We start from the raw sequence: 15,440 nt of genomic DNA on the forward strand, positions 1-15,440 counted from the left end.
CGGGACCGGCTGCTGTCGGCGAATGCGGCCAAGCCGCAGCGGGAGCGGCTGCCGGTCGCTTCGACGGCTTCCACTGCATTCCCCCGTCGGTGTCGAAGACCTGCACGGTGCGCTTCGACAACAACAAATACTCGGTGCTGTCGAGTGCCGTCGGTCGGCCCGTCGAGATCCATGCTTATGTCGATCGGATCGCATCCGCCAGAGGATGGCGTGGTCGTGGGAGAACACGTTCGCTCCTTTGGCCGCAACGAGGTCGTCTACGATCCCTGGCACACGGCGCGCGCCGTTCCTTAGCTGGGTCGTGCGGTCGGCAATGGAGAAGGTGCGGCGCAGCTCAAGGCGGTTGATGACGTCGACCGGCAGATGGTGTTGATCCTCACCTGGGTGCTGACCGACGGATTGAGCGCGGTCGAGGCCGCCTGTCAGGAAGCCATCGAGCACGGTGCATCGTCGGCGCCGGTGATCCTCAACATCCTGGCCCGCAGCCGCGATCCGGCGCCGGGCACGATCCTTTCCATTCCCCAAGCGCTGAAGCTAGCTCACGAGTGTCGCCGACTGCACCCGCTATGACAGTCTCAGGAGGACAAACAGCCATGGAACGCACCGAGGTACTGGAACTGATGGGAGCGCTGAAGCTCTACGGAATGCGCAGAGCCTATGACGAGATCATGGGCGCGTCGCCATCAAGCGACGGCACGAGCCGCCCAGGATTGTCGGTGATCTCTTGCAGGCCGAGATATCGGAGAAGCAGGCCCGCTCCATCAAATACCAGTTCGCTGTCGCCAAGTTGCCGCTGGCCAAGGACATCGACGACTTCGACTTCGCCGACACGCCGGTCACCCCTGATGCGCGATCTCGCCCGGCCGCGCCTTCGTCGCCGATCAGCGCAACATCGTCCTGGTCGGCCGCCTTCACGGGTCACCCAACTCGCGCGGAAGGTCGACCGCATTGCGACGGGCGCGTGTCGACTTCCCAACAATGTCAGACAGGAGACGCAACGCTATCGGAGCGATCGCATTGCCCGAAACGATTTTCCCAGTTGGCACGACAATTGCGGTCCTATGCGCAAAAGCAAACTAGACCTGAGAGCCGCACCGCATGAATGTAGCCTCCCAATATCTGCCGCTTGTGGCGCATCACGAAGCCGGGCACGCGGTGGCCGCCATCGTTTTGCACCGTCAGACGTTCGACGACGACCGTGAACTCCCTGCTTTCTCAAGTGTTAGTATTTACCCCGACGCCGGTGACGGAGAGTGCGGTGGTGTTGTCGAAGGCGCGGGTTTTTATTCAGCGCAAGGATTCACCTCGAAGCGAAAGCCGATTTTCGAGGACGATATGGATCGATGTTTGGAACGCGATGATGCGATCCGGGAGATAGTTGCGTGTCTGGCAGGTCCTTTTGCAGACTCCGCATTCGAAGGCTATCTGGACCCGCGCGATATGGCGATGAATGCGTCCGATGGGAATGAGGGGAGCTGCGACTACGCGGATGCCAAGCGAATCTATGGTGAGTTGCGGTTCCTGATGCCGCGCCGCCCCGATTGGGGGCGGATCGAAGATTGCACGGCCCGGCTAGTACTCGATCACTGGTCGGCCATCGAAGCATTGGCCGCGCATTTGCTGGTCAAGCATGATCTCCAATTCGATGAGGCTCTGACGATTGTTGCGCCGCATCTTCCGCCCATGCCAGCAGCTACGCCGCCAGAGCGTCATCCGCAGCCTGCTTGATCAGCCATTCGATGTGATTTGACCACATCTGCAACACCTCGCGCTTCTCCTTGACTTTGCTATAGAGATTGTAGATTTCGCCAATGTCTGTCAAGGACGCCGCCTTGTGATTCAGTATGTGCTCGATGACGTGTGGCAATACCTGCCGCCTGCCGAGATTTGTCGCGAGCGTCCTGCGCAGATCGTGAAGGGTCCAGTTCTCCAAAGCCACCCCGTCAGTATTGACCTTGCCGTCTAGAGCCTTCTTGCCCTTCGCGTAGCCTGAGAAGTGGCTTCTTTCGTTGCCCCTCGCAGGGAAAAAAACGTGTCATTGGTCTTCGGTACCGTCTGGGGGACCGACACCGCCAGTGTGGGCAGCGGAATAAGCGTAGGCTCTTCGTTCTTCGTGCGGTCACCCGATAGTTCCATGTTCCGGCTTCAAGGTTGAGGACCAACGCATCGCGGCAACTTCCGTACGCCTCTGTCCGGTCAGAATGAGCAGCTTGACGATGGAGCCGAACGAATAGCCGATATCGCCCGGTTCGGGCTCACAGCCCGTTCATATAGCCGCCAGTTCGGCATCGTTCACCACTCGCTTGCGCTTGACGATCGGGGCCGGATCCGGATTTTCCAATCCCTCGCGGGGAAACCGCGGATGAGCCGTTGCGGCGGTTTGCGACACCAGTTGAAAAATGCCCGCATACACCAGAAGGCCGTGTTAGCCGCTTGCGGGTGACCCCCGGCGACGATCTTCTTGGTGACGTTAGCAATGTCGGTGTCGATCACATGGTGGATAGAGCGACTCCCGAGGGCAGGCACAAGATACCGGTTCAGGCTGGCCTCGACCAGTGCGGTGTTTTGAGGGTCGTTACTCGGCGGCCTGGAGGTGACCGCCATCGCCGTCCTCGGTATCGTCAGCGCTGATATGCGCCTGATCGGCAAGGAAGGCTGGCAGTTCCGATGGAGCTATGCTGGAATTTGGGTGACGAGGCTGATCAAGCGGCGCTCTGCGGCTTCGTTTCGATGACCTGGATTCCGTCCAGGAACCTGGCACCTGCGATGAGTTTCGGCAACTGATTTGTCCTTTCAATCGTCGCCACTTCCTGGCCGCGGCCAACAGCTTGAAGACCATCAGCTGGGCGGTTTTCGAGGATAGCGAGCCCTTGGTACGCACCGTGCGATAGCGAACGGTTGCAAAGACGCTTTCGATGGGATTGGACGTTCGCAGATGATCCCAGTGTTGGGCGGGGAAATCGTAGAGCGCCAGCGACGCAATATGATCTTTCGTCAGGCAGTCGACCGCCTTGGCATACGCCTCGGCCTCCATCTCGATCGCATGCGCAAGCAATTTGCGCGCGCCGCTGCGAAGTACATCCGTCAGGGTATCATCGATTTCGTCGGGCTGACGAAGGCGAACAATGTGTTGATAGTCTCGTTCATGGCGTATCACTCTCCTTGAGAGGTACTGGCAGGCTTCATCACCCGCCTCGATACGCCGCTCTCCTCAAGCCGCCATCATCCAGTTTCCGCCATGGCTCCCCCTGATTGATCCGCTTCACCTGTGCAACTGCACAGGCTGCCCTAGCGGGGAGATTGGCCTCCAATGGCGAAAGCTTGCCGCAGGAGACCCTCCGATGACCGTGCCTATGGCGCCGCCGCTACGACAACTTGCCGACAAGCAGCGTGCGATCCACTGCCGCGCTACTGCGCCTTCAAGGGACGTCTGGATCGCGACGCAGGAGCCGATGACTGTTACGGGATCAATTCCAGGTCGCGCTGGCCGTCGCTGTGCCAGTTCGACGGTCTGGTGGCAATTTGGGCACATCTTCTGTCGCCGACAGTGGCGATGGCTGACGCTTCAACGAAACGGGGTCTTCGACGTCTGCTGCCTACGCCGATGCTTTGCGAAGTGGCATAATGTTTCGACGCACGCAGGCGCGGGCAGGGGATGTCAGTCATGAATCTCCTGACTGGCGCGGATCAGGCCGATTGGCGGGATGAAAGATCATACGACTACACCGCTGGCCTGACGCTGCGGGAGTGGGCTTGGGAGTTCTTACGCCGCAATCCAGCGTTCCAGCGCGATCTGACCGCTGCGCGCCAGCATTGCAAGACTTGGTCTCTCCAATCCTTTCTCGATATGGTCGCGTCGGCCGGCGACCTGTCACGCTGGGGTGTTCTGTTTCGCGGAGTCTTGTGGCCGCGCTTCGGTCGTATTCTGGTGTCCGCTCTGGTGCGTCCATGTGCTGCCGGTCATTGCGGAACGGTTGCCTGCCTCGTCGCCGACACCGCCGTTCGAACTCTCGGCATTGCCCTGTCGTGCAATCGTCCTGCTGGCGCCCGACAAGAGCCAGCATGTTCTTCTTCGCAATGCGGACCACGCGCTGCAGCTCGCCGTCTCGGGCGCGAATATCCTCCACCCTGTTTGCCTGCATACGCAAGCCATCTGGCCCGCGGTGCTTTTAAAGCATCGACTGAGGGGACTGGAGTGCCTCAATGCTCTCAGTCTAGGGCAACAGTTGCCCCCCCGCTTGTTTGCGCCGGAAAAGCGCGGCGTTCGTTTGTCCTTCGTTCTTCGTGCGCTCGACGGTTCGCTCGCCGGAGCACCTCATCGCGAGCTCGCCGAAGTTCTCATCGGTCAACGGCGCGTCCATGCCGACTGGGCGGATCCTCGCGATCATCTGCGCGACCGCATCCGTCGGGCCGTCTCGCGTGGCCGCGCGCTCATGAATGGTGGCTACAGAGATTTCCTAATTTGAAAAGCGACAGTCCGCGCTGTGCGTCGGTGGATGAACGTTCGCTCGCAGCTGTACCCGTCACCAACAGTTCGCCCGCCGACAGGACTGCATGGCGCCTTGCAAGTGCGCTCTGGTCTAGCTTGTCGATGCCGAAAATGAGATGGGCGAGGGTGCCAAGGCGGTGGTTCATTAGGGCCGGCCTCGACCTGGACGCACATCATTGGTCGGAAAGCGGCGTGCACCGCAATGTCGCCATAGCAGCCAAGATCCTTTGAGTCCGGACCTGCAGTCCTGTTGGACCGGCGGGTGCAACAATATGGAGGGATTTGAGGCCTCACACCGTTCCCTGGTCGACAGCTCGGTCAGACATAGCACCCACCGCTTGATTATGGAAATGGTGTGCCTGGAGTGCAGCGAGTAGCGGCTTGCTGCGCACTGTCCTAAGAATAGCAGTCATGACCCGTCTGGGGTTCTGCAACACGACGATTCAACCGCTTGGGCATTGTCGCATATCCCACAATGTAGAATGCGCAACAGGGCAAAAGCTGATCCATCGGCGGTTTATCAATGCTTTTTGGCTTGGCACGGCACATGCAACGCAATCGGCAAAAGGCGCACGAACTGAGTGGCCCATCGGCCCTAGGAGCGCTGATTTATGCCCTCCCAAGGCATGTCCGGCCCGGCAGCGAGCTCAGTCTCCTGCCGGGCATCCGTGTTTCAGGTCAACGGCGTTTGGAACTTCCAATTAGGTGGCGGCATTGACCGCAGGCCGCCCCCGGTGGGGCGGAGAGACAGTGCAGCAGGTTTCAAATCCCGCCCATGCAAAGATATTTCATTTCCAGATAGTCCTCGAGGCCATGACGGGAACCCTCCCGCCCGATGCCGGATTGTTTGATCCCGCCAAACGGTGCCGCCTCCGAGGACATGCGTCCCGTGTTGATGCCAACCATGCCATATTCCAGAGCCTCTGCCACACGCCAGACCCGCTTCAGGTTTGAGGCATAGAAGTATGCGGCGAGGCCGTAGATCGTGTCATTGGCCTCGCGCACGACCTGATCCGCATCGTTGAAGCGAATGATCGGCGCGAGCGGCCCGAATGTCTCCTCTTGCGCGACTGCCATGACGCTGGAAATCTCGGTGAGGACCGTGGGTTCGAAAAACGTGCCATTCTTGCCGATACGCTGGCCCCCGCATCGTATTGTGCCGCCTTTCGCAATGGCATCTGCGATGTGAGACTCGATCTTGGCCAGAGCATGCTTGTCGATGAGCGGTCCGATGTCCACTCCGGCATCGAATCCGTCGCCAACCGACAAGTGCCGGATTCTTTCCACGAATTTCTTGACGAACTCATCGTGAACGCTCGATTGGACGTAAATGCGGTTCGCGGAAACGCAGGTCTGGCCGGCATTGCGGAACTTCGCCTGGACCGCACCGTCAACAGCACCGTCAATGTCGGCATCATCGAAGATGATGAAAGGTGCGTTGCCGCCGAGCTCAAGGCTAACCTTCTTGATCTGGTCAGAGCACTGACGCATCAGCAGCCGCCCGACCTCGGTCGAACCGGTGAAGCTGATCTTGCGGATCTTGGAATTGGTGCAGAGTTCACGGCCGACGCGATCACCTTCGGACGCATAGATCAGGTTGACCACGCCATCGGGAAAGCCGGCCTGATGGGCAAGGGCGAACATTGCGCCAGCCACGAGCGGCGTCTGTTCAGCGGGCTTGAGCACGATCGTGCAGCCCGCAGCCAAGGCCGGCGAGATCTTGCGCGCCACCATGGAGGCCGGGAAATTCCATGGCGTGATCGTGCCAACAACGCCGATGGGCTGCTTGATCACTAGCATTCGGCGGTCTGTCGAGGGTGCCGAGATCGTCTCGCCATAGACGCGATTGGCCTCCTCGGCATACCATTGCAGATACGCCGCCGCATGCGATACCTCTGACACGGCTTCGGCAAGCGGCTTGCCCATTTCCGCGGTCAGAATCGCGGCGAGATCGCCTGCATGGTCGATGATCAGCTGATGCCATCGCCAAAGAACGTCGCTACGCTCTCGGGCAGTCAACGCGGCCCATCCCGACTGCGCAACATAGGCCTTGTCTACCGCAGCACGTGTCTCCTCCACGCCCATATCGGGAAGCTCTGCCAAAACTTCGCCGGTCGACGGATTGACGACCTCGAACGTCTTATTGCCAACCGGTCTGCCGAGTGCCGGCAGGCGGTCGATGGCTCCAAACAGGTGCGGGGATTTCAGACGGCGGATCATCGGCAGGCACAGGGGCAATACCGGATTCCTCCTCAACGCAGCGAACATCCAGGTCGACAGGCCGTCGGTGTGTATTCTGCACCAGCGGGTTCGTCCTAGGGCCTCGGCAAAGCAGTTGGTAGACCAAACATACGACAACAGTTCCGTTAGTTTGAGTGCCCGCGGTTCATCAGTTGATGGATTGAGCAGCCGGATGTTTGCTTCATCCACCCGCTGCCTGCTGGTGGCGTGCGAGTGTATTCTGCAAAAGGCGGCATGCATGCTGAGGAGCGCCTTTTCGGCGAGAGGCCCCTGGACCGCCAATGCCGCGCAAGGCCCGCGAAACGACTCCGCGGGTCTGCATGATCTGCTTGGCCCACCGGCCTCCATATTCGCTCTTCCCACGAGAAGCCCCAAGGAAGAAGGAAGGCGAGATGAGTTTCTTTACTCATCCTTGCCGCCCAGCGGCGGGCCGACCACCAAAATGGCGGGCTCGGCCGAAAGCAGCTTCTTGGCCGCCGCCTTGACCTGTTTGAGCGTCACCCGACCGATGCTGCGGGCGCGACGCTGGTTGTAGTCGACGTCGGCATTTTGAATCTGCAAATCCAGGAGCCGGTCTGCAATCGAGCTGGTCGAGCCCAGACGGTCAATGGCATAGGTGCCGATCAGGTGCTTCTTCGCCGCCTTGAGCTCGGCCCCGGTCGGTCCTTGCTGCGCCATCTGCTTTACCACCTCTCGCACGATGCTCAGCGTTTGGGCGGCGCAATCCGAGCGTGTCTCTGTCGTAACCAGAAGCTTGTCAAGGGTCAGTTCAGAGCTGACGTGATAGGCAAGGCCGCGTTTTTGGCGTACCTCCTCGTAAAGGCGGGAAGTCAAGTATGAGCCGCCAAGGATGTCGTTCATCAGCACGGCGGCGTAGAAATTCGGCGCGCTACGCTTCACGCCAGGCCAGGCCAACGTTAGCGAAGTCTGCGGCAGGTCGTAGTTCTCCTCCACCAGTTGACCGAGTTTCGGCGCGACATCGTAGACGGGGACGAGGGTTTGTTGCTCAGGCAAATCACCAAACAGCTGGTCAAGCCTTTCCCTCAACGTGTTCGCGTCAATGTCACCCACCACGGCAATATGGAGCCCGTCGCGAGCGAAAATGGCCTGGTGGAAGGCGAGGAGGTCGGACGGCGTGATGCCGGCGAGGCTCTCTTTTGTGCCTTCTCCCGGCCTTGAACAAGGATGCGCGCCGTAGATCGCGCGCAGCCATTTGCGCTGAGCGATTGCGCCAGGGTCTCGCTCGCTGCCGACGATGCCGGAGACAATCTCGGCGCGGACGCGATCGATCGGCCCCTGGTCGAAGCGCGGCGCGTTCAGCGCGAGCCGAAGCAGGCCGAACGCGGCGTCCTGCTTTTTGGAAAGCATGCACACCGATCCGTAGATGTCGTCGCTTTGCGCGTCCAAACTCATTTCGGCGCCGGCATCGTCGAGCTTCACCTGGAAGGCATCGCTGTCGTAATGGCCAGCGCCTTCGATGAACAGGCCGGCCATCAGTTTGGCCATCCCCTCCTTCCCGACCGGGTCCTGCGTGGTGCCGCCGTTGAAGGCAAAGCCGATGTTGACGATTTCCACTGTGTGGTCCTCCACCAGCCAGGCGATGATGCCCTTTTCGGACTTCACCTCCTGGATGTTCATCGCAGCATGGGGCTGAGCGCCGAGCGTCATCTCTTGATTCTCCGTCTTGGGCAAGAGATAGCCCGTGGTCGAACGGTCGAACGCGAGATAGCGGGCGGCAACTGCTTTGATTTGCGCGGCGGTAACCCTGCGGATGCGAGACGGCCGTTCCTCGACATCTTTCACGGTGCCGCCGGTGGCCAGCGTCGAGCCGTAGATGCAGGCGAGGTCGTCCTGGTCGTCTTCGGCAAAGATCATATCGCGCACAAAGCGCTCCTTGGCCTTGCCCAGTTCCTCGCTGCTGACACCATCCTTGGCAATGCGAGCGACTTCGGCAGCGGCCGCCGCTTCGAGATCGGCCAGCTTGGCATCGCCGCGCGGCGCGCCATAGATGGCGAACCTGGTGTCGTCGAGCATGGTGCCCTGGAAATAGGCGCAGGCGCTGGAAGCGATACCTTGCTGGACAGCGAGCGCCTGGTAAAGCCGGCTGCGGTTACCGCCGCCGAGGATTTCGGACAGCAGGTCGAGCGCTTCGGCCTCGCCCGGCTTGGCGGTATGGTAAGACGGCACCACCCACTGCGTCGAAAAACTGGGCACGCTGACGCGGGCGTCGGAGAGCGTGACGGTGCGCCTGGTGTTCTGCTCGGGCTCAACCGGCCGGATGCGCGGCGGCAGGTCGGGCCCGCGCGCCACCTTGCCATAGGTCTTCTCGGCCAGCACCTTCACCGTTTCCGGCTCGACATCGCCGGCCACGATCAGCACGGAGTTGTTGGGCCAGTAGTATTTTTCATAGAAGGCGGTGGCGTCGACGCGGTTCAGCTGCTCGATCTCCTGCATCCAGCCGATGATCGGGATGCGATAGGGCTGGTTCTGCCACAGCGTCGCGTCGATCTCCTCATGGAGCACGTCCTGCGGGTTGGTGTCGGTGCTTGAGCGGCGCTCCTCGATGACCACGTCGCGCTCGGTCTTGACGACATCGTCGGTGAGGATGAGGTTTCGCATTCGGTCGGCCTCGAAGCTCATCATCAGCTCGAGCGCCGACGGCGCCACTGTCTGATAGAAGGCGGTGTAGTCGGAGGAGGTGAAGGCGTTGTTGGAGCCGCCGATCTCGAACACTGCGCGGTCGAATTCGCCGCCCGCATGGTTGGTCGTCGCCTTGAACATCAGATGCTCGAAGAAATGGGCGATGCCGGATTTGCCCGGCGGCTCGTCGGCGCTGCCGATCTTGTACCACACCATGTGGGTGACGATCGGCGCCCGGTGGTTGGGAATGACGACCACCTCCATGCCGTTGTCGAGCACGAAATCCCTCGCCTTGCCGTCCTCCCATGCGACGGGGATCGGAGCCGGCCCCGCGCCGACCAACTCGGACGCAACGGACGTCCTGCGAAGCCCATGAGTGCGGGGCTTGCTTGGTAGTTCTGGTAGGGAGAGTGGGGTTATGGGCTGCGTTCCTGGCAAAGTGATCTGTTCCTCATTTTGAAGGATCTATGTCTCCCGAACGCCTATTGGGAGAAAGTGGATCGGCACGCGACGCCGAGCCACATGAGCCGTCAGCGTGTTGCTGGGCCTGACGCGAGCCTCATCTTTGGATGCGTCCGGGAAACTTTCGGCATGGTGAGGCCATGGGAAGTCTGCTCGTTATCCATTGGGTGTTTGCGGATACCTGAGCATGCCCCGTGCCAAGTAAGAAAGCCCCGATTCGCAAGGTTTGATCCAACCTTGATACTTGCGATATCCGACATTGTCGGGCATCCGACAGAAAGCGCCTTTCGCCGGCGCGCCGGCTATGACGCTCGCCTCCTCCGGCGTGACGACGATCCTTTGGCGGGCGCCGCGCACACCGATCTGCCCGCCTATCAGCACCGCGACATCGAAGGACAGCGCGATCGTGACTGGATGGGTCTTACGCAAACATGCAGCAGTGCCACCGCGATCAGGACTTCATCCGCCCCACAAAGACCCGAGCGCGAGGGACGACGTGTAAGGCAACATGTCATCCTCGATAATGATGCCGCGCATAAAGAGGTAAGGTCCCTCGTCGTACCGGCGAGCCCCTTCGCTGGGTCTCGCGAGGGTCTGGTTTGCGAACGTCGACCGACAGCATCACGGCATGGGCGGCCCCATCGGTAGGCAAGCATTGACCGTGCCATCAGCGTTGAGGCAGCGCAGAGCCCAATTTCCCGGTGCCAGCCGGTACGTTGGAGCTTCAACTGTGGCCAGCCAAGCGGGCCGAGGCCGTGAAACTCCTGATACCCTGGACCGTCCGGATTGCAACGCACGACGCCTTGGTCTCGCGCCAACGTCCATTGACGCTCAGCGAAGCATCATGCGGACGAGCTGGGAAAGCTTGGCCGGGCCGGCGCCTTCCCAGGCGCACGGGACGCGCGACGACCCATGTGGACCTTGGATTTCACTACGCACTTACGCTGCTTTGGCCTTGTCAGCAGCCTGAGCATAAAGCGTGCTCAGCTTTCAGGGCGAGCCTCTTTCATGTTGATAGCATCTGTCGTCATTCAGGATCGCCCCATTTTCGCATGCCGCTTGCAGCTTTCAGACTGTTGTCAGCCAGGGCCGCCATAAAGGGTCTCGTTTAACGCATTCGGGAGGCTTCATGACTCGACCACATTAATTTCGGGCGGTTCGCCGGCGCTCCGAATGGCACTTAACACCAGATCCTCTCCAAACCCGTGATGATCCAAGAGGAAAACGAAAAATCCCTAAATCAGAAAAAAGCACCGATACGGTCGGCTCCAGGCTGATGAAATTGCGGTCTCACTGGCCACGCACGATACTTGCGATGGCGATGGCCATTGCAAAGGCCGGTCAAGCACCCAAGACGCTGACAAGCACGCCTCCGACCAAAGCTCGATCGTTGGCAGCCTTTCTAGCCGTATACTTGGGGCATTTTGGGCCGGCGATCCGGACGCCGATTAAAACCTGCCGGTCGTCTAAATGGAATGGTTGGTCCGGGTCCTTACTGGACCTGCGCCAACCCGATCGGGCCGGCGCACAGGGGCACCCAGACAATTGGACACGTCGCCTTTGCGCGGCGGCTTGCACTTTCTCGGATGGCCTCTTTTCTCCCCGGGCGAAATCGAGCGAGCGGTGAGGCGGAGCCTTCGATTTTGCCGATCATGTCGTGTCGCTTCGATCGAACTGCTCAGACGATGATAGCGGCATTGATTGCCGCGGCCGAAATGCGTTGTGTGAAGTACGATTTCTACGCCGTATACATACTGCCGTACAGTTCGCCATGTCAGCAGCCTTGCCAGCAATCCGCCCTGTGTCCAAATGTCGTCGAATTCACCGGTGTCATTGAGGAATTCGTATGATCGCCTCGAAACCATCATTGCGACCGCGGGCGGGCGACGCAAGCTCTAGACTGCCACCGATCCGCTGGATAACCATGTTAGCGATATGTAGACCAAGGCCTGAGCCCGCAGCAGGAGTAGCACCACGACTAAATCGCTTTGTAAGCCCTTCGAGGTCGGGGAGGGGCACCACCGGTCCGGCGTTTGCAATAGCGATGGTTCCATCAGTTTGGACGGAAACTGTTGTCGGAACAGTGGGCAGTCCATGTATCAGCGCATTCTCGATCAGGTTACGAAGGAGGATCCCAAACGCATCGACATCCACTTTGCGCATCAAAGTGGGGCAGCCGTCGACGTTAAGATGCAGGCGTCCGGCATATTGCGGCTTTTTCCTCAGGTCGTCGATTTCCAGCCGAACCGATCGGACAAGATCGATCGCGTGATCCGCCATGCCAACCCCCGATTCGGCTTGAGCGAGCTGAAGCACTTTTTCGACAAGGCGGCCAAGGCTCGACAGCGCTTGCTCGATGCCGCGCGCACGCATTTTGGCCGACCCATTGGGAAGCTCGGCCACTAATCTCTGCATCTGAGCGATTGAACCTGCGATCGGCGTGCGCAGTTCATGCGCACTGTTTGCGGCGAACTCGCGTTCGGCCTCGAGAGCCGCCCGCAGACGATCGAGAAGCCGATTGACGGATGCCGCGATTGGAGCCAACTCTGCCGGGAAATCGCCCAAGTCCATTGGTGACAGATTGCCGCCGTCGCGCGATCCGATCTGCTGTCGCAGTACCTCGATTGGCCGCAGCGAGCGCCGGATCACGATCCACCAAACAGCTAAGCTAAAGGGCAGGAGCACGAGTGTCGGAAGGAAGACAAAAAGTGCGCCCTTCGCGATTGTGGTACGGCGGCCATGAAGCGGTTCGGCCAACTGATGATACACGCCGTCTTGGATCTCCTCTGTGTAGACGCGGTAATCAGCGTTTCCCCAAAAGCCGTTACTCAGGGGAGCATCAGGGAAGGGCTGCTGACCCTCTTCCGGTTCAGAAATAAGCACTATCCCGTACTTATTAATAACCTGCTCACGATAGGTAAAGTACTTTTCGTAAGTGGGAAAGTTGTTATTGTATTGATCAACGTGTTTTCCATTCAAGACCTTGATCAGCTCTGGTTGTCTGTACTTTGCGCTCCCCTGGAGCAAGTCATCCGAACTTTCGTTTACATTATTGCAAAAAATGAACGCAGCCATGGTTGGGGCGGCGATCCAAACCAGGAGCGTTGCCCCGCCTAACCACGATAGCAGCTTTCTCGTCATGCTGTTCGAGTTCGTCATGTGACCACGAGCCTGTATCCGGAGCCACGCACGGTTGCTATTCTATCCCCGCCGATCTTCTTGCGGAGCCGGCTGACATAAACCTCCACTGTGTTGCTCTCGAACTCCGAATTGAATGAATAAAGCGCGTGCTCGATCCTCCCCTTTGAAACGACCGAACCGGGCTGGCGTAGAAGGCAGTCGAGCACCGCCCATTCGCGTCCAGACAGGTGGACCTCCTGCCCGTCGCGGAAGAGGCGTCGCTCGGCTGCCTGTATGGAAAGCGTCCCAACCGAAAATTGCGGCTCCGGAAAATGCCCTTGGCGACGTGCCACTGCACGGATGCGTGCCGAGAGTTCCCCAGATCGAACGGCTTGACCAAATAGTCGTCGGCGCCAGCGTTGAGCCCCTCGATGCGATGCGAAATCCGATCGCGGGCTGTCAGAATGATGACCGGCGTTGTATCAAGCCCCTTGATCAGCTCCCGCAGATAGTCGATGCCATTGCCGTCCGGCAGGTGAACGTCGAGCAAAATAACGTCGTAGCCGGCCACAGCTGCATGACCGCGCGCTCCGGACAGGCCCTCGGCCCAGTCGACCGCGTGGCCACCAGCCACCAAATGATCGTGCACAGCACTTCTAAGGTCGTCGTCGTCTTCAATGAGCAGTATTCGCATCAGGCTGCCGAGCTCCGGTATGAGGGCAAGGCTCCTGCCTTATTGATCGAAGCTGACAGTAGGCTGAACCGGCGCCAGCGAATATCTGGGGGCTTTCAGGCTGCTGTCAGCTACAATTGCAAGAAAGGGGTCGTTAACAAAGCCAAACGAAGAGCCCCTATGAAACCCCTCCTGATCTCGGCACTTTTGCTCAATGTGACCACCGGCGGCTGTACACTGGTTGGCGGGCAATTCGACGTGGCGGTCAACGAATGGCAGCCGCGCCACGCGTCAATGTCCAGGCTTGAAACTGACAGGTGTCTTAAATACGAGGGCACCGTAGCGGGTGCCTCCAGTTATCGAACAGTGCCTAGCAGGTCAGAAGTGCACTTTGACCATAGGGGTCGTCCGTATTTTCGGCGCTCGCGAACAGAGTCGACGGTCAATCGATGCGCCACTGCCAGAGTCTGGAACGGTCAAGTGTTTGTTATCCCCCGTCCGGGCCATATTCTCTGCCGAGGACCAAGAAGGCCCTATTTTCGGTGCCCACGAACAGAGCCAACGGTCAATCGATGCGCCACTGCCAGGGTCTGGAACGGTCAAGTGTTTGTGATCCCCTGTCCCGGCCGTGTTCTCTGCCGAACTCGCCCTTGTAGTCGGCACACCAAAGATCGTTAGGGCGACAGCCGTTTGAAAGTGGTGTCCCCGTCGCCCTGTTGCGCCTGCGCTTGCGGCGCTCGACCATGCCGTGGCGGTCGAGCACGGCATGCACGGTCGAGATCGCGGGCCGGTGCACATCCGGATACAGCCGGGCCAGCCGCTCGCGTATCTTCGGCGCACCCCATGTCGGCTTGTCTTGCTTGAGGCGCACAATCAGCTTCTCGATTTGAAACGGAAGCTGATTGGCGTGGCGATAGGGCCGCCGCGATCGGTCCGTCAGCCCCTCCAGGCCGCTGTCGTTGTAGCGCGTGAGGATCTTGTAGCCGGTCTTGCGCGAGATATCGAACTCCCGGCAAAGCACCGCCATCTTCTCGCCGTCCAGCAGCCGGGCGACGAACTTCAGCCGCTCTTCCATGACGTTACACTCCTTCCAAGGCACCTTGCTCTCCTTGCAAAGGGCCGAAAGTTTAACCCATCTATCCGGAATGAACTGTCACCCATCTCTCGGGAAGGGCAGTCATGGCCAAGGCAACTGGAAGCCGAATTTTCTTTTAGAGTATGAATCAGCGCCGTCTGCCGAAAAGCGCGTCCACGATCTTCCCTTTTGAAACGACCGTGCAGGGCTGGGGCAGACGGTAGTCGAGCACCGCCCATCCGCGTCAAGTCAGGTAGACCTCCTGCCCCTCGCGGAAGAGGCGTCGCTCGGCTGCCTGTATGGAAAGCGTCCCAACCGAAAATTGCGGCTCCGGAAAATGCCCATGGCGACGTGCCACTGCATGGATACGCGCTGAGAGTTCCCCCAGATCGAACGGCTTGACCAAATAGTCGTCGGCTCCAGCGTTGAAGCCCTCGATGCGATGCGAAATCCGATCGCAGGCTGTCAGAATGATGACCGGTGCCGATTCAAGTTCCTTGATCAGCTCCCGCAGATAGTCGATCCCATTGCCGTCCGGCAGGTGAACGTCGAGCAAAATAAGGTCGTAGCCGACCACAGCTGCATAATCGCGCGCTTCGGACAGGTTCTTGGCCCAGTCGACCGCGTGGCCACCAGCCACCAAATGATCGTGCATAGCACTTCCAAGGTCCTTATCGTCTTCAGTGAGCAGTATTCGCATCATGCTTCCGAGCTCCGGTATGAGGGCAAGGCTCCCATCT

7 protein-coding genes and 7 pseudogenes are annotated in these 15,440 nt (G+C 59.7%); 5 read left to right on the forward strand and 9 right to left on the reverse strand.

Annotated features, from left to right (window positions below):
• Positions 1-50: 50 nt before the first annotated feature.
• The 3 genes and pseudogenes from EJ077_RS31800 to EJ077_RS01870 all read left to right on the forward strand — a co-directional run.
• A pseudogene (locus EJ077_RS31800) lies at positions 51-583 on the forward strand (IS21 family transposase); the annotation flags it as partial.
• Positions 584-593: 10 nt separating this feature from the next.
• Positions 594-906: pseudogene (locus EJ077_RS31805) on the forward strand (ATP-binding protein); the annotation flags it as partial.
• Between the two features lie 192 nt (positions 907-1,098).
• A complete protein-coding gene (locus EJ077_RS01870; protein ID WP_126080679.1) occupies positions 1,099-1,728 on the forward strand; it encodes a hypothetical protein in 630 nt (209 codons plus the stop codon).
• Here EJ077_RS01870 and EJ077_RS01875 read toward each other — a convergent pair.
• The gene (locus EJ077_RS01875; protein ID WP_165349974.1) at positions 1,694-1,933 is read right to left on the reverse strand and encodes a hypothetical protein; all 240 of its coding nucleotides are present in this window, start codon (positions 1,931-1,933) and stop codon (positions 1,694-1,696) included. The genes EJ077_RS01870 and EJ077_RS01875 overlap by 35 nt on opposite strands.
• 769 nt (positions 1,934-2,702) lie before the next feature.
• Positions 2,703-3,013, reverse strand: a pseudogene (locus EJ077_RS01880) (IS256 family transposase); the annotation flags it as partial.
• A 651-nt stretch (positions 3,014-3,664) separates the two neighbouring features.
• Between EJ077_RS01880 and EJ077_RS32715 the strand changes: the two are divergent.
• Both EJ077_RS32715 and EJ077_RS01885 read left to right on the forward strand, forming a co-directional pair.
• Positions 3,665-3,835, forward strand: a pseudogene (locus EJ077_RS32715) (DUF6499 domain-containing protein); the annotation flags it as partial.
• Between the two features lie 115 nt (positions 3,836-3,950).
• Complete coding sequence (locus EJ077_RS01885) at positions 3,951-4,466, forward strand: DUF2285 domain-containing protein (protein WP_224570032.1); 516 nt, start codon at positions 3,951-3,953, stop codon at positions 4,464-4,466.
• A gap of 785 nt (positions 4,467-5,251) precedes the next feature.
• On the opposite strand, the gene EJ077_RS01890 is transcribed toward EJ077_RS01885, so the two are convergent.
• The 7 genes and pseudogenes from EJ077_RS01890 to EJ077_RS01920 all read right to left on the reverse strand — a co-directional run bounded on the left by EJ077_RS01890 (position 5,252) and on the right by EJ077_RS01920 (position 15,403).
• Complete coding sequence (locus tag EJ077_RS01890) at positions 5,252-6,727, reverse strand: NAD-dependent succinate-semialdehyde dehydrogenase (RefSeq protein WP_135863523.1); 1,476 nt, start codon at positions 6,725-6,727, stop codon at positions 5,252-5,254.
• 405 nt (positions 6,728-7,132) lie between these two features.
• Positions 7,133-8,398: a pitrilysin family protein gene (locus EJ077_RS01895; protein WP_335930842.1), complete on the reverse strand. Its 1,266-nt coding sequence runs from the start codon at positions 8,396-8,398 to the stop codon at positions 7,133-7,135.
• A gap of 9 nt (positions 8,399-8,407) precedes the next feature.
• Positions 8,408-9,712: pseudogene (locus tag EJ077_RS01900) on the reverse strand (M16 family metallopeptidase); the annotation flags it as partial.
• Positions 9,713-11,662: 1,950 nt separating this feature from the next.
• Positions 11,663-12,907, reverse strand: coding sequence for a sensor histidine kinase (locus EJ077_RS01905; protein ID WP_050580534.1), 1,245 nt, complete (start codon positions 12,905-12,907; stop codon positions 11,663-11,665).
• An 80-nt stretch (positions 12,908-12,987) separates the two neighbouring features.
• Positions 12,988-13,646: pseudogene (locus EJ077_RS01910) on the reverse strand (response regulator transcription factor).
• A gap of 619 nt (positions 13,647-14,265) precedes the next feature.
• A pseudogene (locus EJ077_RS01915) lies at positions 14,266-14,700 on the reverse strand (helix-turn-helix domain-containing protein); the annotation flags it as partial.
• Between the two features lie 244 nt (positions 14,701-14,944).
• Positions 14,945-15,403: a response regulator transcription factor gene (locus EJ077_RS01920; RefSeq protein ID WP_245458615.1), complete on the reverse strand. Its 459-nt coding sequence runs from the start codon at positions 15,401-15,403 to the stop codon at positions 14,945-14,947.
• Between the last annotated feature and the right edge of the window lie 37 nt (positions 15,404-15,440).

The organism is Mesorhizobium sp. M8A.F.Ca.ET.057.01.1.1, assembly GCF_003952565.1.
GTDB lineage: Bacteria > Pseudomonadota > Alphaproteobacteria > Rhizobiales > Rhizobiaceae > Mesorhizobium.

Coding starts and splice junctions, on each gene's coding strand:
- EJ077_RS01870 (WP_126080679.1), top strand. CDS start 1,099: ATGAATGTAGCCTCCCAATATCTGCCGCTTGTGGCGCATCACGAAGCC.
- EJ077_RS01895 (WP_335930842.1), bottom strand. CDS start 8,398: ATGACGCTCGGCGCTCAGCCCCATGCTGCGATGAACATCCAGGAGGTG.
- EJ077_RS01920 (WP_245458615.1), bottom strand. CDS start 15,403: ATGATGCGAATACTGCTCACTGAAGACGATAAGGACCTTGGAAGTGCT.
- EJ077_RS01905 (WP_050580534.1), bottom strand. CDS start 12,907: ATGGCTGCGTTCATTTTTTGCAATAATGTAAACGAAAGTTCGGATGAC.